Source organism: Rhizobium sp. P38BS-XIX (genome assembly GCF_012641435.1).
Lineage (GTDB): Bacteria > Pseudomonadota > Alphaproteobacteria > Rhizobiales > Rhizobiaceae > Rhizobium.
On record NZ_JABAIJ010000005.1, the window covers coordinates 1 to 25,655 of the forward strand.

Consider the following 25,655-nt stretch of genomic DNA (forward strand, 5'->3'; position numbering starts at 1 on the left):
GCAAGAACGTGCTGCTGCACTACTTCAAGAACCAGGATCCTGGCGCCTTCGTCAGCATCTCGGGCGGTGCTGTTCTGGCGTCGAGCCAGCATCAGAAGGAAGCACAGGCGTTCCTGAAGTGGGTCACGGGCAAGGGCGGTCAGGCCGTACTGCGCGATGGCGATTCCTTTGAATATGCCGTCGGCAATGGCGATGCGTCCAATCCGAAGCTGGTTCCGCTGAAGGATCTGCAGGCACCGAAGGTCGAACCCTCGAAGCTGAACAGCAAGAAGGTCACCGACCTGATGACGGAAGCCGGGCTCATCTAAGCCGAAAGCCCCGACCGCAGCGCGTTTCGAACGTCTTCGGTCGGGCTTGGCTCTTGCGCCACCGTTGCATGCCCTGCTAGGGGCATATGAATGGCCTTGAGGCCGATCGATCGGGCAATCGCCGCTACCGGCGGTTGCCTTCCTATTTCAGGGCGTGAAAGGCAGCTTGGACTTGCTGCAGAAGAACACATATGACGCGGCGGTCGGTGATGCTGCCGTAATGCCAATACCCCGGTTGACGGCTGCTCCCCGCAGCCGTGTTCGGCATGTCTCCGTCGTCGCCCTGGCCTCTGTCGTTGCTCTTTTAAGCCTGGTGCCGCTCGGCTTCATCATCTGGATCACGATCGATACCGGCTGGGCGGAAGTCATAGCCCTGATTTTCCGCAATCGCGTCGGCGAGCTGTTGATCAACACGGTCCTGCTCGAAGTCTGCACGATCCCCCTTTCCATCCTGCTGGCGGTGACGCTCGCCTGGCTGACGGAGCGCACAGACATTCCCGGTGCTCGTCTATGGTCGTGGCTGGCTGTCGCGCCGCTTGCCGTTCCGGCCTTCGTACACAGCTATGCCTGGGTCAGTCTCGTGCCGAGCATGCGGGGGTTGTGGAGCGGCGTCCTCGTCTCGGTGCTCGCCTATTTCCCGTTCCTCTATCTGCCGGTTGCCGCGACGCTCCGCAGGCTCGATCCGGCGATCGAGGATGCAGCCGCTTCGCTCGGCCTTGGCCCCTGGCGTGTCTTCTTCCGCGCGATCTTGCCGCAGCTTCGCCTTGCCATCTGCGGCGGCTCGCTGTTGATCGGCCTGCATCTCCTCGCCGAATACGGCCTCTACGTGATGATCCGCTTCGATACCTTCTCGACCGCGATCGTCGATCAGTTCCAGTCGGCCTACAACAGCCCCGCCGCCAATATGCTCGGCGGCGTTCTGGTTTTTTGCTGCCTGCTGCTGCTTGGCGTCGAAGTGCTGGTTCGCGGTAACGAGCGCTATGCCCGCGTCGGTTCCGGCGCCGCGCGTCCGAACGATCGCCGTCGCCTGGGCTGGTATGTGTTGCCCGCCATCGCGCTGCCGGTGATCACGGCCTTCCTTACGCTCGGCGTCCCCTTCGTCACCCTGGCGCAATGGCTTTATCTCGGTGGTGCCGGCATCTGGCGGATTGATACCGTCGGCTGGGCTCTGATACAGACCATTGGCTTGGCGATTGCCGGCGGCTTGTTGACGACGATCGCCGCGATCCCGATGGCATGGCTGTCCGTTCGCGCGCCGGGTCGGCTGCAGCGCGTCCTCGAAGCCTGCCACTATTATGTCGGTTCGTTGCCGGGCGTGGTCGTGGCACTGGCGCTCGTTTCCATCACGGTCCGGCTTATTCTGCCGCTCTACCAGACCTTTGCCACGCTTCTGCTCGCTTATGTCCTGCTGTTCCTGCCGCGCGCCATGGTCGGGCTGCGCGCCAGCATCGCCCAGGCGCCCGTCGAGCTTGAGCGGGCTGCCATGGCGCTCGGACGAACGCCGGCGCAGGCCGTTCGGCAGATCACCATGCGTCTTGCCGCTCCCGGCTTTGCCGCCAGCGTTGCGCTCGTCGCGCTCGGCATTACCAATGAGCTGACGGCAACGCTGATGCTTTCGCCCAACGGAACCGAGACGCTGGCCACGAAATTCTGGTCGCTGACGAGCGAGATCGATTACGTCTCGGCGGCACCCTATGCCTTCATGATGGTGGTCCTGTCGCTGCCTCTCACCCTTCTTCTCTACGTGCAATCCAAGCGGACGGCCGGGCAATGACATTTCTGGCGATCAAGAACATCAGCAAGCGCTACGGCCCGGTGCAGGCGCTCGACCATGTCGATCTTACGGTTGCTGCCGGCAGCCGCACCGCGATCGTCGGTCCTTCCGGCTCGGGCAAGACGACGCTTTTGCGCATCATCGCCGGCTTCGAGATCCCCGACGAAGGTCAGGTGACGCTTGAAGGCCAGACCCTGGCGGATGGTTTGGCCATCGTGCCGGCGCATCGCCGCGGCATCGGCATCGTTTCGCAGGACGGCGCGCTCTTTCCGCATTTGAGCGTATCAGAGAATATCGGCTTCGGCATGGAGCGCGGCCAGGCCGATCGCGCCGAACAGATCAATGCGCTCATCGATATGGTCGAACTCGATCGCGGCATGCTCACCCGCCGCCCGCATCAGCTTTCCGGCGGCCAGCAGCAACGTGTTGCGTTAGCGCGCGCGCTTGGGCGCAAGCCGCGGCTCATGCTGCTCGACGAACCCTTCTCCGCGCTCGACACGGGCCTGCGCGAAAACATGCGCAAGGCGGTCGCCCGCGTCCTGCAGACTGCCGGCATCACCAGCGTTCTCGTCACGCATGACCAGAGCGAAGCGCTTTCCTTTGCCGATCAGGTCGCCGTCATGCGCGAGGGCAGGCTCGTACAGGCCGGTACGCCGCAGACCCTTTATCTCACACCCTGCGACCGCGAGACGGCAACCTTCCTTGGGGATGCGATCCTTTTGCCGGCCGAGCTGGCCGATGGTTTCGCCGATTGCGCCCTGGGCCGCATCCAAACAGCAGCCAATGGTAGACAGGGCCGCGCGGAAATCATGCTGCGTCCGGAGCAGCTTCGCTTCACCCCGATTGCCGATGTGGAGCCCAAAGCGATATGCGCCGGCAACGTCCTCGATGTCGAATTCGGCGGGGCTGTCTGCACGGTGACGCTGGCACTTGCAGGGCAATCCAATATGGCGCCGCTTACAGTAAAGAGTTCCAGCGTCGAGCTGCCGGCTGTCGGCACCACCGTCCATGTCAGCGTGATCGGCAAGGCACACGTCTTCGACACTTCGGGCCAATAACCGCTTTCCCGTTGAAACGGCCGTGCGATTGCGAAAGAAAGGCATGACCGTTTTTCGCAACTGCGCCTGATGCCGAGGGAAATGTCCATGTCCTTGCCAGATGAGATCGTCCAGGATCTGCCTTTTCTGACGTCGCTTCGTCATAATCTCCATGCCCATCCCGAGCTCGGCTTCGAGGAAGAACGCACCAGCGGCATTGTCGCCACCTTGTTGGAGGAGGCGGGACTTGTCGTGCATCGCGGCCTCGGCAAGACTGGTGTCGTCGGCACCCTGCAGGTCGGTAACGGTACGCGTCGCATCGGTCTTCGCGCCGACATGGACGCGCTGGCCATGCCGGAGAAAGCCAATCGTCCTTACAAATCTACCATTCCCGGCAAGATGCATGCCTGCGGACACGATGGGCATACGACCATGCTCATCGGTGCTGCTCGTCACCTCGCCGCCAAGCGCGGCTTCTCGGGTACGGTGCATTTCATCTTCCAACCGGCCGAGGAAGGTCGTGGCGGCGCAAGGCGCATGGTGGAGGAGGGCCTGTTTGACCTATTTCCCTGCGATGCCGTCTATGGTCTGCACAATATGCCCGGCCTCGACATCGATGAGATGGCCGTCGTCGAAGGCCCGCAGCTGGCGTCTTCCGACAGCTGGCGCATCACATTCCGCGGGACCGGCACCCATGGAGCCAAGCCGCATCTCGGCAAGGATCCGATCATGGCGGCGGCAACCTTTCTATCGTCGCTGCAGACCATCGTCGGCCGTGTCGTCGATCCGCTTCAGCCGGCTGTCGTCAGCGCCTGCTCGCTGCAGGCCGGCGATCCCAAGGCACTGAACGTCATTCCCGATACGGTCGAGATCGGCGGTACGGCCCGCGCCTACACGCCACAGGTTCGCGATCAACTCGAGCAGGAAATCAGCCGTCTGGCGCAAGGCACGGCGGCCATGTACGGGATCGACGTCGACTATCAGTTCGAAAGGCGTATCCCACCTGTCGTCAACGATCCCGACGCCACCGCCCGCGCTCTAAAAGCGGCCGTTTCAGTTTTCGGCGAGAAGGTGCTTACCCGCTTTCCTCCATCGACGGCAGGCGACGATTTCTCCTTTTTCGCCGACAAGGCTCCCGGCTGTTACGTGTGGCTCGGCAATGGCCCAGCGGTCGACGGAGCCCTGCATCACAACACCGCCTATGATTTCAGCGACGATGCGATCGGTTCGGGCGTCGCCTTCTGGACGAGGCTGGTGGAGCAGGAATTGGCGGCGGAGGGCTGAAATAGTCCCGTTGTTTTTCTGCCGTCGCCCGATCTCTTCTCGTCAGGCTGCTGCCTGGCGCAGCGCGTCGAATATGATTGCGCGTGCCTTATCCGCATCGATCTCGCCGGCAAAATGTGCGTTGAACTCACCATGCGAGGCGCGCGTCTCAACGACCGTGCGACCGCGCGTATGCTGCCCCTGCAGCTCGATGTCGATCCGGGCGTGGCGAAACGCGGCTATCTCCGGATCGACGAAGATGGCGGCTGCAGTCGGATCGTACACCGCCATGGCCGGCCGGCCGCGGCTGATGGCGATATTGATGTAGCCTTCCAGAAGATCGGCAAGCAACTGCGCCCTTTCACCGGCCGTTCGGCGCAGGTGGGTGACATCGTCGGGCCATGCCAGCACCTTGCGGCAGATGTCGAGATCGACCATCCGCAGTGGCACGCCGTGGGCGAGCACGATCGCCAATGCTTCCGGATCGGCAAAGGCGTTGAACTCTGCAGAGGCGGTGTGGTTTCCCGAGGTGACGCCACCGCCCATCCAGGTCAGTTCGTCGATAAGGTCGGCGATTTCCGGCCGGGCCAGCGCAATGGCTGCAATGTTGGTCAGCGGCCCGAGCGCCAGGATGCGCTTCGGCCCCCTGCCATCGGCGAGCCAATCGCAAAGGGCTGTGAAGGCGTCGCTCAACGGAAGCGCTTCGGCTTCCGGCAGGTTTCGGTTTGTCGTGGGGATGCCGCTTTGGCCGAGAATACCCTGTGCCGTTTCCAGCTTGCACAGCACCGGCAATTCACGACCTGTGTGAATGGGGAAATGCCAGCCAAAGACCTTGGCCGCGCTGGCGGCATTGGCGCGGACATGTGACAGCGGCGCATTGCCGCTCACCAGCGAGACGCCGTCGATGACCAGTTCGGAATGCGTCACCACCAGGATGGCGGCGATATCGTCGAACCCCATGTCGGTATCGATCCAGATTCCCATATTCTCACTCATCGATCGTGATCAAAAGATGCGGGACAGGCTTGCAGCCGCCGTCTCCGCATGATGGCGATACATGCCATCGAGGCGAGATTAAAGGCGGGATGCGCAGACGGGCCGCGCATCCCGCTTTCGTCATCAACCGGCGAGTGCGTCGAGCACTCGGATCCAGGAGCGGATGCCCTTGTGATAGGAGCGCAGCTCGTATTTCTCGTTTGGTGAATGAATGCGGTCATCGGAGAGGCCGAAGCCGATCAGCAGCGATTCCATCCCGAGCATTTTCTGGAAGTCACCGACGATCGGGATCGAGCCGCCCATGCCGATGACGATGGCAGGCTTCGGCCACTCGTTGGAAAGCGCCGTCTTCGCTTTCGTCAGGCTCGGCGAATCGTAGGAAAGCTGGATGGCCGGTGAACCGCCGTGCTCGTGGAATTCCACCGAGCAGTCGCCGGGGATCTTCGAGCGCACATAGGCGCGGAAGCTCTCGCGGATCGCTGCCGGGTTCTGCTGGCCGACGAGACGGAAGGAGACCTTTGCGGATGCCTTGGCCGCAATCACCGTCTTGAAGCCGGCGCCGGTATAGCCGCCCCAGATGCCGTTGACTTCCGCCGTCGGCCTAGCCCAGGTGAGTTCCATGACCGAGCGGCCCTTTTCGCCCGAAGGGATCGACAAGCCGACTTCGCCAAGGAAGTTTTCGGCGCTCATGCCGAGCTTCTCCCAGGATGCCTTGATGTTGGAGGGCGTTTCCTCGACGCCTTCATAGAAGCCGGGAAGCGTGACCCGTCCGGTTTCGTCATGCAGGCCGGAGAGAATGTCGGTGAGGATATGGATCGGATTGGCGGCCGCACCGCCGAAGAGTCCCGAATGCAAATCGCGGTCGGCAGCGGTGATGACGATTTCCTCGCCCACCAGGCCGCGCAGGCCGGCCGAAATTGCCGGCGTATCGCCGTCCCACATGCCGGTATCGCAGACGAGCGCAAAATCCGCTTTCAATTCGGCGGCGTTGGCTTCGAGGAAGGGCTTGAGCGAGGGAGAACCGGATTCCTCTTCGCCCTCGAAAAGAATGGTGATGCGAACCGGGACCGCACCCTTGGTCTCCTTATAGGCGCGCACGGCCTCGACGAAGGTCATCAGCTGGCCCTTGTCGTCAGAGGTGCCGCGGCCGGTCAGGATCTTGCGGCCTTCGCCCAGATCCTTCACCGTCGGCTCGAAGGGATCGGTTTCCCAAAGCTCGATCGGGTCGACGGGCTGCACATCGTAGTGGCCGTAGAAAAGCACATGCGGTGCATCGGCGCTGCCGGCATCATGATGGGCGACGACCATGGGATGACCGGGCGTGTCGCGCAGAGAGGCCGTGAAGCCGAGCGAGTTGAGATAGGTGACCAGCCATTCCCCTGCCTTGCGGCACTCGGCCTTGTAGGCCGGATCCGTTGAGATGGACTTGATCCGGAGCAATTCGAAGAGCTTGTCCAGGCTGGATGGGAGGTTGTTGTCCGCGCGATCGAGAACGGGCGATAGATCGGTCATATCCGACTCCTTCATGTGAATGCGTCGGACGATAGACCAAAGCCCGGTTGGTTTCGAGGCGCTAAAATCGAAAATTTAGCGCGGCTTGCCCTGGCCAGATTTAGGGCTTCGCACTCATGTGAATAGTTGCGTATGCGATTTACAAGTTATTTAGAGTATTGGAAATAACCTCAATCCAGAAGAGTATTCTGGAGACTTGAAATGTTTTCAGTGATTGCATGTATTCGCGACAATCATGATTTTAGACTAATATTTGTTGCTGCTTTTATTTGCCTGATCGGCAGCCTCGCAACCATGCTGCTTTTTGCGCGCGCGCAGGAGTGCCGGTCGCATCAGAGGCGCTATTGGATTGCTGCCGCAGCCTTTGCCAGCGGTGTCGGCATATGGGCCACGCATTTTATCGCCATGCTCGCCTACGAGGGCAGCCTGCCGATCAGTTATGCTCTTTCGCCGACAGTGCTTTCCGTCATCTTTGCAGTTCTCGGCTCCTGGCTTGCCATTGCCGTCGCCTTCGAATGGGACAATGCGTTTTCCTTCGGCCTTGGCGGCGTCCTGATGGCGCTTGGTATCGCGGCCATGCACTTTACCGGCATGCAGGCTATCGAAGCCATGGCAACGCTGACCTATAACCTGCCTCGCATGGTCGTTTCGGTCCTTGTGGGTGCGGGCTTTGCCGCCATGGCGTTTCTCGCATTTCGCCGTGTTTCCGGCGGCAGGCGCATTCTGGGCGGCGCCTTCTTGCTGCTGCTCGCAATCTGCTCACTGCACTTCACCGCCATGAGCGGCGTGACGCTGACGCCGGAGCAAGGGATGCCGGCACCGGTGCTGTCAATCGATCGAAGCATCCTTGCCGGCATCGTCATGGCTGCGGCGACGGGGTTGATTCTCATCGCACTCGGTGCCGTTTTCGTCGATCGTCATCTCACCGATCTGCGTGGCTTCGCCAACGCATCATTGGAGGGTTTGCTCGTGCTTCGCGACGGCCGGGTGATCGATGCAAACGAGCGCTTTTTTGCCATTTCCGGCTGGAGCGCACAGCAGGTGATCGGTGCTGCACCGGAGGCCTTTCTGATGGTCGATATGGACGGGCAGTCCGATACGGCGATGCCGGCTGAAACGACGCTTGCCGGACGGGACGGCAAGGTTATTCCCGTGGAGACGGTGCAGCGCTCCATCACCTACCGCGGTCATGAATGCAGCGTGCTCGTCGTGCGCGATCTCACCGAGCGGCGCCAAGCGCAGCAGATGATCGAGCATCTGGCTCACCACGATATACTGACCGATCTTCCCAACCGTTCGCTGTTCGACCAGCGCATGCGTCAGGCATTGCAGATGGCCAACCGCAAGCACGGAGACGTCGCAATTTTCTGCCTCGACCTCGATCGGTTCAAGGCCATAAACGACGTGTTCGGCCATGCTGAAGGCGATCGCATTCTCTGCAAGGTCGCCGGCATCCTGCAGCGCACCGCCGAGGATGGCGATACGGTAGCAAGGCTTGGTGGCGATGAGTTCGCCATCATTCAGCCTCTGCGCTCGCAGCCCGAAGCCGCCGCGCGTCTCGTCGAGCGAATACTCGCGGAATTCGCCCTGGAAATGGATACCGCGCGCGATCCGACAGCGGTCGGCGTCAGCCTCGGCATCGCCATCTACCCGCGCGATGGCGCCAGCGCCGACCAGCTTTACGCAAATGCGGATATGGCGCTGTATCGTGCCAAGCGCGAAGGGCGCGGCCACGCCTGTTTCTTCGATGCGGACATGGACAAGGCGGCCCGCACGCGCCGGCAGCTCGAAAATGATCTACGCCAGGCCATTCCGCGCCAACAGCTCTATCTCGAATATCAGCCGATCTATGATGTCGGCAGCGATGGTATCACCGGCTATGAAGCCTTGTTGCGCTGGAAGCATCCGGAGCGCGGCATGATCGCGCCGGAGACCTTCATTCCCATCGCGGAAGAGAGCGGATCGATCGTGCCGATCGGCGAATGGGTGCTGGAAGAGGCATGCCGCGAGGCGGCAAGCTGGCATGAACCCGCAAATGTCGCCGTCAACCTCTCGCCACTGCAATTCATGATCCCTACGCTCTACGATCAAATCGAGAGGATCCTGACCAAAACCGGGCTCGATCCGCAGCGGCTGGAGCTGGAAATCACCGAAGCGGCGCTGATGCGCGAACGTATGGCTGTCGTTGCCACGCTACAGCGGCTGCATCGCCTCGGCATCCGTGTCGTCATGGACGATTTCGGCACCGGTTTCTCTTCGCTCAGCAATCTGCGCGCCTTTCCCTTCGATAAGATCAAGGTGGATCGTAGTTTCACAGGCGCCCTTGAGCACGATCCAGCCGCGCGGTCACTCGTCCGCGCTATTATCGGCCTCGGACACAGCTTGAACATGCCTGTGGTGACGGAGGGTGTTGAAACGGAAACCCAGCGTCGCATCGTCATTGAAGAGGGTTGCGCGCAGCTTCAGGGAATCTTTTTCGGCAAGCCGGATGTCAGCCCGAGCAGTCTGCGTACGTCGTCCGGGAAGGTGATGGCGCACGCCTAGAGATGCTTGGAATTTTCCAGAATGCGCCGGATATATTCCAGCAGCAGCTCGCGCTCGAAGCTGCGGAAATCTCTGAGAAGGTCCGTATCCGCGGCCATGGCGGCCTCGATTGCCTCGGCCTCTATCGCTGCGGCCTTTTCTGTCAGAAAGATGAGCTGCGCGCGCTTGTCCGAAGGGTGTGGGCGCCGCTCCACAAGGCCGTCGCGCTCCATGCGCGATAGGGTATTGGCCATCGTCGCCTGCTCTATATCGACGCGTTCGAGCAGCTGTTTCTGCGTCAGCCCGTCCTCGGACCACAATTCCAGAAGGATCGGAAATTGACCGGGTGAAAAACCGAGCTTGCTTGCACGCTGTTGCAATGCGCGCGCAAATGCCTTCGCCATCCGGCTGGCGAGGTAGGTCGCGGAATCCATCCGGTTAAATCCCATGATTGCAAGTATGCCGATAATTCATCGGCAAGACAATCAGCAAATCTTGGGTAGGGATTGGCTGGAAATCAGCAACTTCAGCTATTTTTTTACACGCAAAAGAAGAATTTTTCCATGAAAAAGCCGCCATGGCCTGGAGGGGACGCCATGGCGGCTCATAAAAGGGGGACAAAGGCCCGGAGAGGGGATAGGCCTTTGTCCAAGTCTGACGTGGCGGGGGACAGGCCGGTTGTCAGACCCTCGGCGTATCAATCGCCGGTGAGTATGATTTGAGGTTCCGAATGTGGTTTTTCAAGGGAATGCGCAGATTAGATTGATTAAAACTTAGTAACGTTTCGGTGAGAGATCTGGCACCCTCATCAAAGCAATTCCAGGAAAGGTTTATTGCGTTTTTCCGTCCGGAATTGCTTGGAAACAAAGGCCAGAGTGCTTCGACGATTGGAAGAAAGGCGGACGCGCTCGAGCCTGCAAAAACACAAGTTTATATGGACGTTGGAAGTGCGTCACGCTATCCATGCTTCCATGAAAAAAGGTGATCATCTCTTCCTCGTCGACGGTTCCGGTTTCATTTTCCGGGCCTTTCACGCCCTGCCGCCGCTGACGCGCAAGTCCGACGGATTGCCTGTCGGGGCCGTCTCCGGTTTCTGCAACATGCTGTGGAAGCTGCTGACCTCGGCACGCGATACCTCGGTCGGGGTAACGCCCACCCATTTCGCCGTGATTTTCGACTATTCCTCGAAGACGTTCCGCAAGGAAATCTTCCCGGATTACAAGGCAAACCGCTCCGCGCCTCCGGAAGAGTTGATTCCGCAATTCGGTCTCATCCGCGAGGCGACGCGCGCCTTCAACCTGCCCTGCATCGAGACCGACGGTTTCGAGGCCGACGATATCATCGCGACCTATGCCCGCCAGGCCGAAGCTGCCGGTTCGGATGTGACGATCATCTCGTCCGACAAGGACCTGATGCAGCTCGTCACTCCCATGGTCCACATGTACGACAGCATGAAGGACAAGCAGATCGGCATTCCCGATGTCGTCGAGAAATGGGGCGTGCCGCCTGAGAAGATGATCGATCTGCAGGCGATGACCGGCGATTCCGTCGACAACGTCCCCGGCATTCCCGGCATCGGCCCGAAGACGGCCGCACAGTTGCTGGAAGAGTTTGGCGATCTCGACACGCTGCTTGCCCGCGCCACGGAAATCAAGCAGCAGAAGCGCCGCGAAAACATTATCGCCAATGCCGAGCTTGCCCGCATTTCCCGCCAGCTTGTGACGCTCAGAACCGATGTGCCGCTGGATCTCGAGCTCGACGCGCTGGTGCTCGAGCCGCAGAACGGCCCGAAGCTGATCGGCTTCCTGAAGGCGATGGAATTCACCTCACTGACGCGTCGCGTTGCCGATGCCTGCGATTGCGATCCGGCGGCGATCGAACCTGCCGTCATCAAGGTCGAACTGGGCGAGACCGCCCACGGACCCGATCTCGATGTCGGCGACGATGTCGAACTCGTGGCCGGCCAGACGGTGTCGGCCGAAGGTGCTTCCGTGCCGGCGCCTGCGGTCAAGCCGCGTCTGGCTGTCGAAGGGCTGACGGAGCCAACGGAGCTCGCCAATGCGCGTGCTGCAAGTTTTGCGACCGCGCCGATCGATCATTCGAAATATGTGACCATCCGCGATATCGCCACTCTGGAAAAGTGGATCGCCGATGCGCGCGAGACAGGCATTGTTGCCTTCGATACCGAGACGACATCGCTCGATGTCATGCAGGCCGAAATCGTCGGTTTCTCGCTGGCGATCGCCGATAACCGCAACGACCCCACCGGCGCGTCCATTCGCGCCGCCTATGTGCCGCTCACCCATAAGACCGGTGTCGGCGATCTGCTTGGCGGTGGCCTGGCGGACAATCAGATTCCGCTGCGAGATGCGCTGCCGCGCCTTAAGGATCTGCTCGAGGATACCTCCATCCTCAAGATCGCGCAGAACCTCAAATACGATTACCTGCTGATGAAGCGTTACGGCATCGAGACGAAGTCTTTCGACGACACGATGCTGCTGTCCTATGTGCTCGATGGCGGTTCCAACGCCACGCACGGCATGGACAGTCTTTCCGAACGCTGGCTCGGCCACAAGCCGATCGCCTACAAGGATGTGGCTGGCAGCGGCAAGTCCAACGTCACCTTCGATCTCGTCGATATCGACCGCGCCACGGCCTATGCCGCCGAGGATGCCGATGTGACCCTCCGTCTCTGGCTGGTGCTGAAGCCACGACTTGCAGCCGAGAAACTATCGGCCGTCTATGAGCGGCTGGAGCGGCCTCTGGTGCCTGTGCTCGCCCATATGGAAGAGCGTGGCATCACCATCGACCGGCAGATCCTCTCGCGCCTCTCCGGCGAGCTGGCGCAGGGCGCGGCGCGGCTGGAGGACGAGATTTACACGTTGGCCGGCGAACGCTTCAACATCGGCTCTCCAAAGCAGCTCGGCGACATTCTCTTCGGCAAGATGGGTTTGGCGGGCGGCAGCAAGACCAAGACCGGGCAATGGTCGACCTCGGCACAGGTGCTGGAGGATCTGGCTGCGGCCGGCTTCGAACTGCCGCGGAAGATCGTCGACTGGCGCCAGCTCACCAAGCTGAAATCCACCTATACCGATGCGCTGCCTAGCTACGTCCACCCGGAGACGAAGCGGGTTCATACCTCCTATTCGCTGGCCTCGACCACGACGGGACGCCTGTCGTCCTCCGAACCGAACCTGCAGAATATCCCGGTGCGCACCGCCGAAGGCCGCAAGATCCGCACGGCCTTCATCTCGACTCCCGGCCACAAGCTTGTCTCGGCCGACTACAGCCAGATCGAACTGCGCGTGCTGGCGCATGTCGCCAACATACCGCAACTCAAGCAAGCCTTCGAAGACGGTATCGACATTCACGCGATGACGGCGTCTGAAATGTTCGGCGTTCCGGTCGAGGGCATGCCGAGCGAGGTGCGCCGCCGCGCCAAGGCCATCAACTTCGGCATCATCTACGGCATCTCCGCTTTCGGCCTGGCGAACCAGCTCTCGATCGAGCGCTCGGAAGCGGGCGATTACATCAAGAAGTATTTCGAGCGCTTCCCCGGCATCCGCGATTACATGGACAGCACCAAGCAGGCTGCGCGCGACAAGGGCTATGTCGAGACGATCTTCGGCCGCCGTATCCACTTCCCGGAAATCCGCTCTTCCAACCCGTCTGTGCGCGCCTTCAACGAGCGCGCCTCGATCAATGCGCCGATCCAGGGCTCTGCCGCCGACGTCATCCGTCGCGCCATGATCAAGATGGAACCGGCACTAGCCGCAACCGGGCTTGGCGATCGCGTTCGCATGCTGCTGCAGGTGCATGACGAATTGATCTTCGAAGTCGAGGATGCCGATGTCGAGCGTACGACGCCGATCATCGTCTCGGTCATGGAAAATGCCGCGATGCCCGCGGTCGATATGGCCGTGCCGCTGAAGGTCGATGCCCGCGCCGCCCATAATTGGGATGAGGCGCACTGAGCGGAGGCGAGCTCGAACTGGGAAAGCCGGAAACGGAGCCGGAAGACATGGTGGCGGTCGCCCTGTCGACGCTTGGCCGCATGCCGATCTCTGGCGTGGGGCAGGCCGCGCCCGAGGGCGGCAATATCAGCTGGTTTTTCCATTGTGGTGAATATTGCGATGCCACGGATTTTTATCAGCCCGTGCACACCGCGCATCTGTGCGAGGTGTTGCCGGCCGTCGTCAAATACCTGCGTCTTCCGGTGGGAACGCGGTTCATCATCGACGATCAGGGCTATGAGGATGTGTGGCGCGTCGAGTGATCTTCGATCGCCGCCAACGAGCTTATTTCCGGACCAGTGTTTCCAGCACGGAAATGATAGCGCGTTCGGCCTCTTCGAGCGTGCCGCTATTGTCGATATCGGCGACGTCATAGCTGCCCTCAACGGTCAGCGAACTTCTTTCTAGACGCTTCAGCACATCTTCACGGCTTTCGCGCCCGCGCGCCATCAGCCGCTCGGCAAGCACTTCGCGCGTCGCCGTGACGTTGATGACCTTCAGGCGCGGAAAGGCGGTCTGAAAGCGATGCAGCGCCGAGCGTGAGCCGTTGGCGATTACCAGATTGCCGCGCGTCAGTTCGTCGGCAACATCGGCGGGAATACCGTATTTCAGCCCATGCGCTTCCCAGGAGACGGCAAAGGCGCTGGAGCGTTCCATGGCATCGAAATCGGCCTCGGAAACGCTTCTATGATCCTCGTTGCCGGCATCGCCGTCACGCGTGATCACCCGGCGCACGAAATGCACGTCCGATCGGCCGGCAAAATGCTGCGCGGCCAGATTCATCAACGTATCCTTGCCGGCGCCGCTCGGGCCGACGACGACAGCGAGCGTGCCCGCTGTCTCGTCCGCCAGGCTAATATTAGCCGGCTTGATATTGGGATCCGCGCTCATGCGACCCGGCGTCCTTCCCGCCAGACGGAGCGCGTAACCGGCACGCCATGATCGCGGCGAACGCGCACGATATCGGCGCGCAGGCCTTCAGCAATGCGGCCGCGGTCGCTGAGGCTGACGGTTCGCGCCGGCGTCGCCGTGACCATGGCGATGGCCTGCGGCAGCGAAATGCCTTCGACTTCATCGGCAAGGATGAAAGGCGCATGCAGCAGGCTGAGCGGCACGTAATCGGAAGAAAGCACATCGAGGACGCCGAGTTCGGCGAGATCGCGAGCCGCGATATTACCCGAATGCGATTTGCCGCGCACGATATTCGGCGCGCCCATCAGCACGCTCATGCCGGCGGCATGCGAAGCCTTGGCGGCATCGATGCTGGTCGGGAATTCCGCCAGTCGAACGCCATAGTGGATGGCTTCGTCGACATGGATGAGCGTCGCGTCGTCATGGCTTGCAACCGTGATGCCGCGCTCGGAGCAGACCTTGGAAATAGCGTCGCGGCTCGGCGTCGCATATCTGGCCGATTCCTCCTGGCGCTTGGCGACAAACTGCGCAAAGGCCTCGTCGCTCAGGCCGCGCTTCTTCTGATAATAGAGGACATATTGATCCATGGTCTGGAACTGGCGCTGACCAGGAGCGTGGTCCATCAGCGAAACGAGGCGAACGTAAGGGTCCTTCTCGAAATCCTGGAAGTGATCGAGAACGTTGTCGGAAGAAACCTCGCAGCGCAAATGAATGAGGTGATCGGCGCGCAGGCGATCTTCGCGCTGGGCGGCCTGGATGGCGTCGGCCATCTCGCGCATCTCGCCCTTTTCGAAACCGCCGTCTTCGTCCGAGCCCATGCGCAGGCAGTCGAACACGGTCGTGATGCCTGAAGTAACGATCTGGGCATCATGCGCCTGGATCGCCGCCGTCTTGTTCCAGCGAACGCCCGGACGTGGCGAATAATGTGCTTCCAGATGGTCGGTGTGCAGTTCGACGAGGCCGGGAATCAGAAAATCGCCCTCGAAATCCTCGCCGATATCGGACTTGCCTTCGGAGATGGCGGCGATGCGACCGTCACGGATCAGCACCGAACCCTCGACGATCTTGTCTTCGAGGACGATGCGGGCGTTGGAGAGGACGGTTTCTTTGGTCATGTCAGGTCTTTCACTTATTGGGCGCCGCTCAACGGCAGCCAGGAACGGACGGTGAAGGGAGCGCCACGCTCCTCTTCGATAAAGACGGCGAGGCCGGAAATCTCGAGTGGTTTGCCGGTATGGGCGGCAAAGCGTACGCGCAGAATGTCGTGCATGTCCGATTGACGCTCGGCGGGCACGCGCCCGGTCAGCGTCATGTGGAAGCGGAATTCGTCGTTGACGTAGGGATAGCCCCAGCGCAGCAGATTGGCGCGTTGGGCCTCGGTCAGGCCTTCGGGCTTTCGCCGGGCGATATCATGCTCCGAAAGCGGTGCGCGAAAAGGCTCGAATGTTTTGACCACGCGGGAGGCGAAATCCTGCAGCGGCTGGTGGAGAGAGCCGGGCACGAGTGCGAAGAAATGGCCGAGCTGGCCGAGCACGAGTTCCGGAATGGTGAAAGCCGTGGCCTGGGAGGCAAACTCGGCAGCGACTTCGAGGAGGTCGCGCTCGGTCACAGAGCCGGCGAGTTCGAAAGGCGCCTTCAGCGTGGCGTGAAAGCCGTAGCGGCGCGGATCGGCGGTCAATTCGGCGTGGTCTTCCGGCAGCGGACCCATGGCTTTGTCGGAAAAAATCTCACCCGAAAATGCGTCGCGGCCGAGCCAGCGAGCAGCAAGCGACGTCAACGGATCGTCTTTGGGCGGCGTGAAATAGAGAGCATAGCGCAAGGCTGTATTCCTTGGAAAAATCGGCTGCGCGAGACACTGTTGGGTGATTTGCGACAAACCGCAAGAGCAGCAAGACAGCAGCGGAGTGAATCCGGCTAAATCCGGTTTGGTCCGTGCGGTCTTGTCGTGCCTGCGCTAGCGGATTCCCGTGACAGAATGATGATCTCTGGCAGTTTTATCGGTCTTTTTTATTTGACGCGCGCGCCCATCAACCGCGAGCGCAAGGCGTTGGATGCGGCGTCGAACAGGAACACGACGATAAGGATCAGCAGCACCATGTAGGCGACGTTTTCCCAGTTGGCGTTGGTGCGCATCGCTTCCCAAAGCTTGAGGCCGATACCGCCTGCGCCGACGGCACCGATGATGGTTGCGCCGCGCACGTTCGATTCCCACTGATAGAGCGTCTGGCTGACGATGACGGGCACGATCTGCGGCATGATGCCGTAGCGATGCACCAGAATCGTCGAGGAGCCGGTGGACTTCACGCCTTCGCGCGGCTTGTTGTCGATGTTCTCAAGACCTTCGGAATAGAGCTTGCCGAGTGTCCCTGTCTCGGTCAGGAAGATTGCGCCGCTGCCGGCAAGCGGGCCGGGACCAAAGGCGCGGGTCAGGAACAGCGCCCAGATCAGCATGTCCACCGAGCGTAGGAAGTCGAAGGAGCGTTTGAGGATCTGGTTGAGCAGCCGGTTCGGCGTGATGTTGCGGGCGGCCATGAAGGCCAGCGGGAAAGCCGCGAGCGATCCGAGCAGGGTGCCGAGGAAAGCCATGACGATGGTCTGGAACAGCTTGGTCCAGACGTCGCCATGCTGCCAGGAAGCATTGTTCCAGATATTGTCGAAAGCCAGCGAGAGATTGGATTGCGTGGGATCGAGTCTCGGCCCCGAGACGATGAGGCCGATCACCTCGGTCGCCGGCTTGTCGAAGAAGGGCGAGCGGGTGTCGAAGACGAAATTCGCCCAGCCGATGAAGCGCTTGCGGATTTTCACACGGTCGGTCGAAATGCTGACATCGCCGGCAAAGCCCATATTGGCGAGGATGTTGTCGTCATAGACGGTCATCCAGCTCGGCACCGGCTCGGAACCGACAATCTTCGGCACGTCGCCGGTGATATCGATCGGGATGGTCACGCCATGGGCGGTCAGGATGGCCTGCGTCTTGGTGATGGTCACCGAGCGGCTCGTGCCGCTGACGGAGACGACCATGCTGCCATCCGCATTGGTCTTCACCCAGTCCGGGTTCGGATTGTCGCCAAGCGGCGAAAAGCGCGGATATTTGATGCTGATCTTGTCGCCGGAGATGCGAAATTCCGGCTGGACGTCATAGCTGATCCATTCGCTGAGATAGATGCCGACGCGCTCCCAATGCGCCTCGGCGATGACCTTCGGCAGATCGAAGAACCATACGGCGTAAAAGCCATAAAGGATCACGCCGATGAACATCATCAGCGCGCCGTAGCGCTGGCGGAAGGACCGGTGAAAGAACTCCGGATAACGCGCTTCGATTTCGTGCATACGGCCGGCGTCGATGACGGACATGGTCAACCTCAATGCTGCAAAAGAAAGGCATGCTCACCGACGAGGCGGCGGCGGAGCCATGCGGAAAACTGGTCGACGACGATGATCGTCACGAAAAGCAGAAGCACGAGCGCCACGGTCTTGGCGCCGAAACCGCGCGAGATCGAAAGCTTCAGCTCCTGGCCGATACCGCCACCGCCGACGGCACCGATGATGGTGGAGGCGCGGACGTTGATCTCGAGGCGCAGCAGCGCATAGGACATGAAGTTCGGCAGAACCTGCGGCAGGGCGGCAAAGCGAACGCGCTCGCTCCAGCTCGCGCCGACGGCGCGCATGCCCTCGTCGGGCTTCATGTCGACATTCTCCACCACTTCGTAGAAGAGCTTGCCGAGCGCACCGATCGTATGCAGGCCGACGGCGATGATGGCGGCGATCGGGCCGATCGACAGGATCGCCGAAAACAGACCGGCAATGACGATTTCCGGGAAGGCGCGCAGGAATTCCATGATGCGCTTCGTCACCAGACGGACCGGATTGGATGGCGACAGGTTGCGGGCCGCGAAAAAGCTCATCGGCACCGCAAAAATGAAGCCGATGATGGTCGAGACCAGCGCGACGTTTATCGTCACGATCATCAGCTCGAAATATTCCGGAATGTAGAAGTCGCCCCAGACATAGACGCGGCCGAGCGGGAAGTTGAACTCCTCGCCGCCGGCGCCGTTTGCGCCGTTCGGGCTCGGCAGGTCGAACAGGGCGCGATAGACGTCGGCCCAGTCCTTCGGGATCAGCCAGCCCAGGAAGTCGAAGAGATGCGGCAGGCGCTCGAAGAAGTGCCCCGCATTGCTCTCGTCGGCGAAGCGGACCGAGCTGACGAAGGCGACGAGCAGGATCAAGAGGCCGATGCCGGTGTAGAGGCGGCGCTTGGCCACCATCCTGCTCCAGGCGTCACCGATTTCCTTGGCGCTGTGCGGCGCGCTTTGCATGTTCGGCTGCGTATCGGCGATCGTCATGAAATCTGGCCTCTGTGAATAGCAAAAGGGCGGCCGTTGCCGGCCGCCCAGTCAGTCCAATGCGCATCAGCCGCCGATGGCAGCCTTACGAACGTCGATAACGGCGTTGTAGAAGTCCGGGGTAACCTTGACGTAGCCCTTGAAGTCGCCGCCTTCGAGAGCAGCGAAGCACTTGGCGTCGGTGGTCGGGAGCTTCATGAAGAAGTCCGAAAGCTTGGCCTGCCATTCGGTGCCGAGAGCGTTGCGAACGACGAGCGGGCCGTTCGGGATCAGCGGCGAACGCCAGACTTCGACGAGCTTGTTCGGGTCGACTGCGCCCTTGTCGACTTCCTTGCGGAAGGTACCGGAGGTGAAGCCGTCCTTGAAATCGCCAACGCCCGAGGAGTCGTCGACAGCAACGTCGACCTTGCCGTCGTAAGCGGCGAGGAGGTTGTTCTCATGGCCGCCGTTGAACTGGGTCGAGCCGAAGAACTTGTCGTTCGGCATGCCGGTGGTCTTCGGAATCTGCGTCAGCGGAACGAGGTAGCCAGAGGTGGAGTCCGGATCGGCGTAGCCGAGCTTCTTACCCTTGGCGTCCATGATCGTCTTGATGCCGGAGGACTTCAGGGCGAGGCCGATCGAGTAGTAGCCGGTCGAGCCGTCGGTCTGCTGCGTGGTCAGGATCGGCGTAACGGCCTTCGGGTCCTTGATGTAGGTGGCTGCATAGCCGGAAGCGCCGAGTTCTGCGAAGTCGAGCGTGCCGCCGAGCAGGCCCTGGATAACGCCGTCATAGTCGGCGGCCGGGAACAGCGATACCTTTTCGAAGCCGAATTCCTTCTTCAGGTGGTCGGCAAGGCAGGCGTAGTTGCGCAGGCGGTCGGCTTCGTTTTCGCCACCGAGAATACCGACGCGGAATTCCTTGAGGTCTTGAGCATTGGCGCCGCCAACGAGCGCGAGAAGCGCCGTCGCTGCGAGAAGAGTCTTCTTCAACATGGGTTCGTCTCCTGATTAACCGGTGTCCCCGGATGCGTTCGGTCTTGAAGAAATGCGCCCTTGACGCGGGCTCTCGATCTCGGCCGTCTCTCAGAGACCGGCCAGTGCCAGCGGTTGCGGGCCGGCAGATTCAGTCGCGGCGGCTTGCGCGGCCGGATCGGCAATGTTGATGGAGGTCGACGTCATGCTCTCGTCGATGCCGGCGCCGTCCTTGTCGGTGCCGTAGATTTCCTTGACCGCCGAAGCGGTCAGATCGCTCGGCTTGCCGTCGAAAACCACCTTGCCGGCTGCCATGCCGATGATGCGTTCGCAGTAGTTGCGAGCCGTATCCAGCGTGTGCAGGTTGGTGATGACGGTGATGCCCTCGCGCTCGTTGATATCGCGCAGCGCATCCATGACGATCTTGGCGTTGAGGGGATCGAGAGAGGCAATCGGCTCGTCGGCGAGCATCATCTTCGGCTGCTGCATCAGCGCGCGGCAGATTGCAACGCGCTGCTGCTGGCCACCGGAAAGCGTGCCGGCCATCTGCAGGGCCGTCTGCTCGATGCCGAGGCGCTCAAGTGCTGCGATCGCTTCGATCCGCTCTTCGCGGCTGAAGACGGACAGCAGGCTCAGCACCGTCGAGCGCTGGTTGAGGCGGCCGAGCATGACGTTGGTGAGAACGTCAAGCCGCGGAACCAGGTTGAACTGCTGGAAGATCATGGCACAGTCGCGCTGCCAGCTGCGCAGTGCGCGGCCCTTCAGCTTGGAGACCTCTGTGCCGGCGAAATGGATCGTTCCGGAGCTCGGATCGGCGAGGCGATTGATCATGCGCAGCAGGGTCGACTTGCCGGCACCCGAACGGCCGATGACGCCGACCATCTGTCCCTGCGGTATGTCCAAAGTCACGGAGTCGACGGCGAGCTTGTTGCCAAAGCGGCGCGAGACATTCCTGAGTTCGAACATAGTGCTTCCCTTTCGCGGCTGCCGGGCTACAAAAAATTCAGCGGTACCGGTGCTTAAGAATGGGCGCATGCCCTTGCCTCGAAGGAGTTTCGAGGGGGCTGGCGCCAACCACAAGGCAACCGATTAGTCCCGCTTCATGAAGCTCAAATGTCAGTTTTATGTAACTGCTGTTACAATCGGGGCCGATTTCTTACATTTAACCGGCTAATCTATTTGCGGGAATTTAGCCGTCAAACATGCCGGTCGGCAGGCCATCCATGCTGAAGGCGTTCTTTTCACGACGATATTCCTCAATGCCCTCCGGCCCCTTTGCCGCCGTCCACTGATCAAGGCTCTGTCGCTCGCCTTCATAGGCGAAAAGCGGCACGCCGAAGCCGCAGGATGTCTGCACGAGGTCTATGTCCAGATGCACGATCTGCCGCGCGCCGAGCGGTTCTTCGCCCGCATAATGGTCGCGGAGCAACGCATGATATTCGGGCGACGATCGATGGATGGTCCGGCCATGCCCATAAAGCCGCAGGATCATCGGCGGCCCTGCGACGGCGCAGAACATGATGGTCAGCCGCCCGTCGGCTTTCATGTGGGCGGAGGTCTCGTTGCCGCTGCCGGTGCGGTCGAGATAGATGGCGGTATTGGGGGAGAGAACGCGCAGGCAAAGCGTTTCGCGCGGCGAAACGTTGACGCGCGAATCCGCCGTCGCCGACGCGGTGAAGAAGATGTGCTGCCGCGCGATGAAGTCGCGCAGCCGATCATCAATGCTGGGAAACTGCTTTGCCACGGAAAATCCTCCCGATCCAGAACTCGCAAGGCTGTTTAAAAGCTGGAGCGCCCGTCGACGCCTTGCAAGCCCGGTTCGGGCGGAAATCGTTCTATAGTCTTCTATATGCGGCCTGGATTCGGATTACAGGCCGTTTCGACCTGATATCATCCGCCTCTAGGCGTTGTAGCGGTCCAGGAAGTCCTCTGCCGAAAGGGCTCGGAAGTCTTCGAGGGCCGTGCGCAGGCGATCGTGATCCCAATCCCACCATGACAGCTTGTCCATGCGCGCGCCGACCTCTGCGGTGAAGCGTTCGCGGATCAGCTTGGCCGGCACGCCGCCAACGATCGTGTAGGGCGCGACATCCTTGGAGACGACGGCGCCCGCACCGATGACGGCGCCGTTGCCGACATTGACACCAGGCAGGATGGTGGCGCCATGACCGATCCAGACGTCATGACCGATGACGACACGATGATCGCGCCGCCAGGTGAAGAAGTCCGTCTCCATATCGGCGTCGGGCCAATAGTCGGCGGCGCGATACGTGAAGTGATGCAGCGTCGCGCGCCAGGTCGGATGGTTGGTCGCATTGATGCGAACGGCAGCGGCAATGTTCACGAACTTGCCGATCGTCGCACACCAGACCGCGCCATCCTGCATAATGTAGGAATAGTCGCCGATCTCGACCTCGTCGATACGGCAGCGATCCGACACTTCGGTATAGCGGCCGAGCGTCGAATTGTTGACGCTCGCCGAGGAGCTGACATAGGGCGTCTCGCCCAGCTTCCGGCTCATGCGGCGGCCTTTCGCGGCGAGAATTGCGAGACGTCGAGAATGCGGCTGCCGACGGCCTCGCGCACTTCCTCGTCATGGAAGATGCCGAGAAGAGCCACGCCGGCTTCCTTCTTCTGTTCGATCATGTCGACGACGACGGCCCGGTTGCGGGCATCGAGCGATGCCGTGGGCTCGTCGAGTAGCAGTATGGCGTGATCGGTGATGAAGCCGCGCGCGATGTTGACGCGTTGTTGCTCGCCGCCGGAGAAGGTCGCGGGTGGCAGCTGCCAGAGTTCCTGCGGCAGGTTCAGCTGTGCCAGCAGTTCCGCTGCCCTGTCGCGGGCGTCTGCTATTGCCACGCCACGGGCCATCAGCGGCTCGGCGACGACATCAAGAGCGGGAACGCGCGGCACGGTGCGCAGGAACTGGCTGACATAGCCCATGGTCTGCCGGCGAACGTCAAGCACGGTGCGCGGGTCGGCGGTGGCGAGATCGACGATCTTGCTTCTGTGCGAGATCAGGATCTGGCCGCCATCGACGGCATAGTTGCCGTAGATCATTTTCAGGAGCGAGCTTTTGCCGATACCGGATGGGCCGCCGAGGACGACGCATTCGCCCGCGGCAACGGAGAAGGAGACATCGGCGACGACAGGAAGGCGAATGCCGTCACGCAGATGCATGGTGAAGCTTTTGAAGACTTCGGAAACGACGAGTGGGGTTGCCATGTTTTTTCCTCAGACCTGCAGGATCGAAGAGACCAGCAGTTGCGTATAGGGTTCGCGCGGGTCGTCGAGCACGCGGTCGGTGAGACCATGCTCAATCACCTGTCCGTCTTTCATCACCATCATGCGGTGTGACAGAAGGCGGGCAACGGCGAGGTCGTGCGTGACGATGATGGCCGAAAGGCCGAGATCGTTGACGAGGCCACGCACCAGATCGAGCAGGCGAGCCTGCACGGATACGTCGAGACCGCCGGTCGGCTCGTCCATGAAGACCAGGCGAGGGCCTGTCACCAGATTGCGCGCGATTTGCAGGCGCTGGCGCATGCCGCCCGAGAAGGCGCGCGGCTGGTCATCGATGCGGTCGGCATCGATTTCCACGCGCTCCAGCCAGTCGACGGCCGTGTTGCGGATGTTGCCGTAATGGCGGTTGCCGATCGCCATCAGCCGTTCGCCGACATTGGCGCCGGCCGAAACCGTCATGCGCAGGCCGTCGGCCGGGTTCTGGTGCACGAAGCCCCAGTCGGTGCGCATCAGGAAGCGGCGTTCCGCTTCGTTCATGCGGAACAGGTCGCGATAGGTTTCGTCGCGCATGTGATATTCGACGCTGCCGGTCGTCGGCAACAGCCGGGTCGAGATGCAGTTGAGTAGCGTCGTCTTGCCGGAACCGGATTCGCCGACGATGGCGAGCACTTCACCGGGCCACAGTTCGAAGGACACGTCGCGGCAGCCGATACGGCTACCGTAGAACTTGGAGATGTCCTTGACCTTCAGAAGGGGTAAGTCACTCATTCGGCAGCCTCCTTGCCACCAGACAATCCATCGGATGCAAGCCCGTCCGGCGCCAACATCGAGCCGACATGGCCATGCGCGCGACGGTCTTCGCAGAAATCGGTGTCGGAGCAGACGAACATGCGCCCGCCCTTGTCGTCGAGGATCACCTCGTCGAGATAGACCTGCTCGGCGCCGCAAAGAGCGCAGGGCTTGTCGAAGCGCTGCACTTCGAAGGGATGATCCTCGAAGTCGAGGCTGACGACTTCGGTGTAGGGCGGCACGGCGTAGATGCGCTTTTCACGGCCGGCGCCGAACAGCTGCAGCGCGTCCGAAAGGTGCATTTTCGGATTGTCGAATTTCGGCGTCGGCGACGGATCCATTACATAGCGGCCCGCGACCTTGACCGGATAGGCATAGGTCGTGGCGATGCGGCCGTTGCGGGCGATATCCTCATAGAGCTTCACGTGCATGAGGCCGTATTCCTCAAGCGCATGCATCTTGCGGGTCTCGGTTTCGCGCGGTTCCAGGAAGCGTAGCGGCTCCGGAATCGGCACCTGGTAGACCAGAACCTGGTTCGGGCCGAGCCTGGCTTCCGGAATGCGGTGGCGCGTCTGGATAATGGTTGCTTCGTCCGTGCGCGTGGTGACGGCGACGTTGGCGACCTTCTGGAAGAAGGCGCGGATGGAGACGGCATTCGTCGTGTCGTCGGCACCTTGGTCGATGACCTTCAGCACGTCATGCGGGCCGATGATGGCCGCCGTCAACTGCACGCCGCCGGTGCCCCAGCCATAAGGCATCGGCATTTCGCGGGAGGCGAAAGGCACCTGGTAACCGGGAATAGAGATCGCCTTCAGAATGGCGCGACGGATCATCCGCTTGGTCTGTTCGTCGAGATAGGCGAAATTGTAGGTGGCGAGTTCGGTCATTCGGCTGCCTCCGTCATGGGGTCCATGCCGCGCTCGCGAGCGGCCTCGAAATCGCGGCGCATGCGCCGCACCAGGTCGAGTTCGGCCTGGAAGTCGACGTAGTGCGGCAGCTTCAGATGTTCGACGAAGCCGGTCGCCTGCACATTGTCGGAGTGGGAGATGACGAATTCCTCGTCCTGGGCCGGCGCGACGACATCCTCGCCGAGCTCGTCGGCACGCAGCGCACGGTCGACCAGCGACATCGCCATGGCCTTGCGCTCGCTCTGGCCGAAGACCAGGCCGTAGCCGCGGGTAAACTGCGGCGGAGCCTTGGCCGAGCCCATGAACTGGTTGACCATCTGGCATTCGGTCACCTGGATGCGGCCGAGCGAGACGGCGAAGCCGAGTTCGGGCACGTCGAATTCGACTTCCACTTCGCCGATGCGGATTTCACCGGTGAAGGGATGGTTGCGGCCATAGCCGCGCTGGGTCGAATAGCCGAGTGCGAGCAGAAAGCCCTCGTCGCCACGCGCAAGCGCCTGCAGGCGAAGATCGCGGGACATCGGGAATTCCATCGGCTCGCGCGTCAGATCGCCGATCTCGTGGTCCATCGGAAGTGTGCCGTCACCTTCGATCAGGCCTTCCTGGCCGAGGATTTCGGAAACGCGCATCACGCGGCCGTCCTCGGCCGGGCGCTGCATCGGCTCGTCGACAGCCTCGTCGGTGAGCAGGCTGGGGTCGAGAAGGCGGTGCGTATAATCGAAGGTCGGGCCGAGAAGCTGCCCACCCGGCAGGTCCTTGTAGGTCGCCGAGATGCGGCGCTCGATCTTCATCGCCGATGTGTCGATCGACTGGGAGTAGCCGAAGCGCGGCAGTGTCGTGCGGTAGGCTCTCAGCAGGAAGATCGCTTCGATCATGTCGCCGCGCGCCTGGCGGACGGCGAGCGCGGCCAGCGAGCGGTCATAAAGCGAGGCTTCTGCCATGACGCGGTCGACGGCAAGCGCCAGTTGGGCCACGATCTGGTCGATGCCAATGGCCGGCAGCGAGCGGTCGCCACGACGGCGGTCGGCCAGCAGCCGATGAGCATTGGCGATGGCGGTTTCCCCGCCCTTTACGGCAACATACATA

At 61.4% G+C, this 25,655-nt stretch carries 22 protein-coding genes and 1 pseudogene; 7 read left to right on the forward strand and 16 right to left on the reverse strand.

Annotated elements, in window-relative coordinates:
• The 4 genes and pseudogenes from HGP17_RS16760 to HGP17_RS16775 form a co-directional block, all read left to right on the forward strand.
• Positions 1 to 308, forward strand: a pseudogene (locus tag HGP17_RS16760) (extracellular solute-binding protein); the annotation flags it as partial.
• Positions 309 to 528: 220 nt separating this feature from the next.
• Positions 529 to 2,082 (forward strand): iron ABC transporter permease, encoded by a 1,554-nt coding sequence (locus tag HGP17_RS16765; RefSeq protein WP_246704146.1) that lies wholly within the window; start codon positions 529 to 531, stop codon positions 2,080 to 2,082.
• Positions 2,079 to 3,140 carry an ABC transporter ATP-binding protein gene (locus tag HGP17_RS16770; RefSeq protein WP_168810947.1) on the forward strand — a complete coding sequence of 354 codons (1,062 nt, stop codon included), beginning with the start codon at positions 2,079 to 2,081 and terminating at the stop codon, positions 3,138 to 3,140. Before HGP17_RS16765 ends, HGP17_RS16770 begins: the two co-directional genes overlap by 4 nt.
• 87 nt (positions 3,141 to 3,227) lie before the next feature.
• Positions 3,228 to 4,403 (forward strand): M20 aminoacylase family protein, encoded by a 1,176-nt coding sequence (locus HGP17_RS16775; protein WP_168810949.1) that lies wholly within the window; start codon positions 3,228 to 3,230, stop codon positions 4,401 to 4,403.
• 42 nt (positions 4,404 to 4,445) lie between these two features.
• Here the strand turns inward: HGP17_RS16775 and HGP17_RS16780 are convergent, their stop codons facing one another.
• Positions 4,446 to 5,366: a nucleoside hydrolase gene (locus HGP17_RS16780; RefSeq protein WP_168811960.1), complete on the reverse strand. Its 921-nt coding sequence runs from the start codon at positions 5,364 to 5,366 to the stop codon at positions 4,446 to 4,448.
• Positions 5,367 to 5,501: 135 nt separating this feature from the next.
• Positions 5,502 to 6,890, reverse strand: a complete 1,389-nt coding sequence (locus tag HGP17_RS16785; RefSeq protein WP_168810951.1) for a M20/M25/M40 family metallo-hydrolase — start codon at positions 6,888 to 6,890, stop codon at positions 5,502 to 5,504.
• Positions 6,891 to 7,091: 201 nt separating this feature from the next.
• Between HGP17_RS16785 and HGP17_RS16790 the strand changes: the two genes are divergently transcribed.
• Positions 7,092 to 9,434: an EAL domain-containing protein gene (locus tag HGP17_RS16790; RefSeq protein WP_168810953.1), complete on the forward strand. Its 2,343-nt coding sequence runs from the start codon at positions 7,092 to 7,094 to the stop codon at positions 9,432 to 9,434.
• Here the strand turns inward: HGP17_RS16790 and HGP17_RS16795 are convergent.
• Positions 9,431 to 9,847, reverse strand: coding sequence for a MarR family transcriptional regulator (locus HGP17_RS16795; protein ID WP_168810955.1), 417 nt, complete (start codon positions 9,845 to 9,847; stop codon positions 9,431 to 9,433). The two genes, HGP17_RS16790 and HGP17_RS16795, sit on opposite strands and share 4 nt — an antisense overlap.
• Positions 9,848 to 10,384: 537 nt before the next feature.
• Between HGP17_RS16795 and polA the strand changes: the two genes are divergently transcribed.
• Positions 10,385 to 13,387: a DNA polymerase I gene (gene polA / locus HGP17_RS16800; RefSeq protein WP_168810957.1), complete on the forward strand. Its 3,003-nt coding sequence runs from the start codon at positions 10,385 to 10,387 to the stop codon at positions 13,385 to 13,387.
• A 47-nt stretch (positions 13,388 to 13,434) separates the two neighbouring features.
• Positions 13,435 to 13,689 carry a hypothetical protein gene (locus tag HGP17_RS16805; RefSeq protein WP_168810959.1) on the forward strand — a complete coding sequence of 85 codons (255 nt, stop codon included), beginning with the start codon at positions 13,435 to 13,437 and terminating at the stop codon, positions 13,687 to 13,689.
• A gap of 22 nt (positions 13,690 to 13,711) precedes the next feature.
• Here HGP17_RS16805 and phnN read toward each other — a convergent pair whose 3' ends face one another.
• From phnN to HGP17_RS16870, 13 genes are all read right to left on the reverse strand, one after another.
• Positions 13,712 to 14,317: a phosphonate metabolism protein/1,5-bisphosphokinase (PRPP-forming) PhnN gene (phnN, locus tag HGP17_RS16810; protein WP_168810961.1), complete on the reverse strand. Its 606-nt coding sequence runs from the start codon at positions 14,315 to 14,317 to the stop codon at positions 13,712 to 13,714.
• Complete coding sequence (locus HGP17_RS16815) at positions 14,314 to 15,453, reverse strand: alpha-D-ribose 1-methylphosphonate 5-triphosphate diphosphatase (RefSeq protein WP_168810963.1); 1,140 nt, start codon at positions 15,451 to 15,453, stop codon at positions 14,314 to 14,316. The genes phnN and HGP17_RS16815 overlap by 4 nt, the downstream gene beginning before the upstream one ends.
• A gap of 14 nt (positions 15,454 to 15,467) precedes the next feature.
• Complete coding sequence (locus tag HGP17_RS16820) at positions 15,468 to 16,157, reverse strand: DUF1045 domain-containing protein (protein ID WP_168810966.1); 690 nt, start codon at positions 16,155 to 16,157, stop codon at positions 15,468 to 15,470.
• A gap of 188 nt (positions 16,158 to 16,345) precedes the next feature.
• Positions 16,346 to 17,692: a phosphonate ABC transporter, permease protein PhnE gene (gene phnE, locus HGP17_RS16825; RefSeq protein ID WP_168810968.1), complete on the reverse strand. Its 1,347-nt coding sequence runs from the start codon at positions 17,690 to 17,692 to the stop codon at positions 16,346 to 16,348.
• Positions 17,693 to 17,700: 8 nt separating this feature from the next.
• Positions 17,701 to 18,681 carry a phosphonate ABC transporter, permease protein PhnE gene (gene phnE / locus HGP17_RS16830; RefSeq protein WP_168810970.1) on the reverse strand — a complete coding sequence of 327 codons (981 nt, stop codon included), beginning with the start codon at positions 18,679 to 18,681 and terminating at the stop codon, positions 17,701 to 17,703.
• Positions 18,682 to 18,747: 66 nt separating this feature from the next.
• Complete coding sequence (gene phnD, locus HGP17_RS16835) at positions 18,748 to 19,653, reverse strand: phosphonate ABC transporter substrate-binding protein (protein WP_168810972.1); 906 nt, start codon at positions 19,651 to 19,653, stop codon at positions 18,748 to 18,750.
• A gap of 90 nt (positions 19,654 to 19,743) precedes the next feature.
• The gene (gene phnC / locus HGP17_RS16840; RefSeq protein WP_168810974.1) at positions 19,744 to 20,598 is read right to left on the reverse strand and encodes a phosphonate ABC transporter ATP-binding protein; all 855 of its coding nucleotides are present in this window, start codon (positions 20,596 to 20,598) and stop codon (positions 19,744 to 19,746) included.
• Positions 20,599 to 20,821: 223 nt separating this feature from the next.
• Positions 20,822 to 21,376 (reverse strand): pyridoxamine 5'-phosphate oxidase family protein, encoded by a 555-nt coding sequence (locus HGP17_RS16845; RefSeq protein ID WP_168810976.1) that lies wholly within the window; start codon positions 21,374 to 21,376, stop codon positions 20,822 to 20,824.
• 156 nt (positions 21,377 to 21,532) lie between these two features.
• Entirely contained in the window at positions 21,533 to 22,150 is a 618-nt protein-coding gene (locus tag HGP17_RS16850) for a DapH/DapD/GlmU-related protein (RefSeq protein WP_168810978.1), read from the reverse strand.
• Positions 22,147 to 22,854, reverse strand: coding sequence for a phosphonate C-P lyase system protein PhnL (gene phnL, locus HGP17_RS16855; RefSeq protein WP_168810980.1), 708 nt, complete (start codon positions 22,852 to 22,854; stop codon positions 22,147 to 22,149). Before phnL ends, HGP17_RS16850 begins: the two co-directional genes overlap by 4 nt.
• Before the next feature lie 9 nt (positions 22,855 to 22,863).
• Positions 22,864 to 23,640, reverse strand: coding sequence for a phosphonate C-P lyase system protein PhnK (gene phnK, locus HGP17_RS16860; RefSeq protein ID WP_168810982.1), 777 nt, complete (start codon positions 23,638 to 23,640; stop codon positions 22,864 to 22,866).
• A complete protein-coding gene (locus HGP17_RS16865) occupies positions 23,637 to 24,548 on the reverse strand; it encodes an alpha-D-ribose 1-methylphosphonate 5-phosphate C-P-lyase PhnJ (protein WP_168810984.1) in 912 nt (303 codons plus the stop codon). Before HGP17_RS16865 ends, phnK begins: the two co-directional genes overlap by 4 nt.
• A complete protein-coding gene (locus tag HGP17_RS16870) occupies positions 24,545 to 25,654 on the reverse strand; it encodes a carbon-phosphorus lyase complex subunit PhnI (RefSeq protein WP_168810986.1) in 1,110 nt (369 codons plus the stop codon). Before HGP17_RS16870 ends, HGP17_RS16865 begins: the two co-directional genes overlap by 4 nt.
• Between the last annotated feature and the right edge of the window lies 1 nt (position 25,655).

Excerpts from the sequence above, each read along its gene's own strand:
- HGP17_RS16865 (WP_168810984.1), bottom strand. The coding sequence starts at position 24,548 with ATGACCGAACTCGCCACCTACAATTTCGCCTATCTCGACGAACAGACC.
- HGP17_RS16780 (WP_168811960.1), bottom strand. The coding sequence starts at position 5,366 with ATGGGAATCTGGATCGATACCGACATGGGGTTCGACGATATCGCCGCC.
- phnK (WP_168810982.1), bottom strand. The coding sequence starts at position 23,640 with ATGAGTGACTTACCCCTTCTGAAGGTCAAGGACATCTCCAAGTTCTAC.
- HGP17_RS16790 (WP_168810953.1), top strand. The coding sequence starts at position 7,092 with ATGTTTTCAGTGATTGCATGTATTCGCGACAATCATGATTTTAGACTA.
- HGP17_RS16785 (WP_168810951.1), bottom strand. The coding sequence starts at position 6,890 with ATGACCGATCTATCGCCCGTTCTCGATCGCGCGGACAACAACCTCCCA.
- HGP17_RS16795 (WP_168810955.1), bottom strand. The coding sequence starts at position 9,847 with ATGGATTCCGCGACCTACCTCGCCAGCCGGATGGCGAAGGCATTTGCG.
- HGP17_RS16770 (WP_168810947.1), top strand. The coding sequence starts at position 2,079 with ATGACATTTCTGGCGATCAAGAACATCAGCAAGCGCTACGGCCCGGTG.
- phnL (WP_168810980.1), bottom strand. The coding sequence starts at position 22,854 with ATGGCAACCCCACTCGTCGTTTCCGAAGTCTTCAAAAGCTTCACCATG.
- phnD (WP_168810972.1), bottom strand. The coding sequence starts at position 19,653 with ATGTTGAAGAAGACTCTTCTCGCAGCGACGGCGCTTCTCGCGCTCGTT.
- phnE (WP_168810970.1), bottom strand. The coding sequence starts at position 18,681 with ATGACGATCGCCGATACGCAGCCGAACATGCAAAGCGCGCCGCACAGC.
- HGP17_RS16870 (WP_168810986.1), bottom strand. The coding sequence starts at position 25,654 with ATGTATGTTGCCGTAAAGGGCGGGGAAACCGCCATCGCCAATGCTCAT.
- phnE (WP_168810968.1), bottom strand. The coding sequence starts at position 17,692 with ATGTCCGTCATCGACGCCGGCCGTATGCACGAAATCGAAGCGCGTTAT.
- HGP17_RS16765 (WP_246704146.1), top strand. The coding sequence starts at position 529 with ATGCCAATACCCCGGTTGACGGCTGCTCCCCGCAGCCGTGTTCGGCAT.
- HGP17_RS16775 (WP_168810949.1), top strand. The coding sequence starts at position 3,228 with ATGTCCTTGCCAGATGAGATCGTCCAGGATCTGCCTTTTCTGACGTCG.
- HGP17_RS16805 (WP_168810959.1), top strand. The coding sequence starts at position 13,435 with ATGGTGGCGGTCGCCCTGTCGACGCTTGGCCGCATGCCGATCTCTGGC.
- phnN (WP_168810961.1), bottom strand. The coding sequence starts at position 14,317 with ATGAGCGCGGATCCCAATATCAAGCCGGCTAATATTAGCCTGGCGGAC.
- phnC (WP_168810974.1), bottom strand. The coding sequence starts at position 20,598 with ATGTTCGAACTCAGGAATGTCTCGCGCCGCTTTGGCAACAAGCTCGCC.
- HGP17_RS16815 (WP_168810963.1), bottom strand. The coding sequence starts at position 15,453 with ATGACCAAAGAAACCGTCCTCTCCAACGCCCGCATCGTCCTCGAAGAC.
- HGP17_RS16850 (WP_168810978.1), bottom strand. The coding sequence starts at position 22,150 with ATGAGCCGGAAGCTGGGCGAGACGCCCTATGTCAGCTCCTCGGCGAGC.
- polA (WP_168810957.1), top strand. The coding sequence starts at position 10,385 with ATGAAAAAAGGTGATCATCTCTTCCTCGTCGACGGTTCCGGTTTCATT.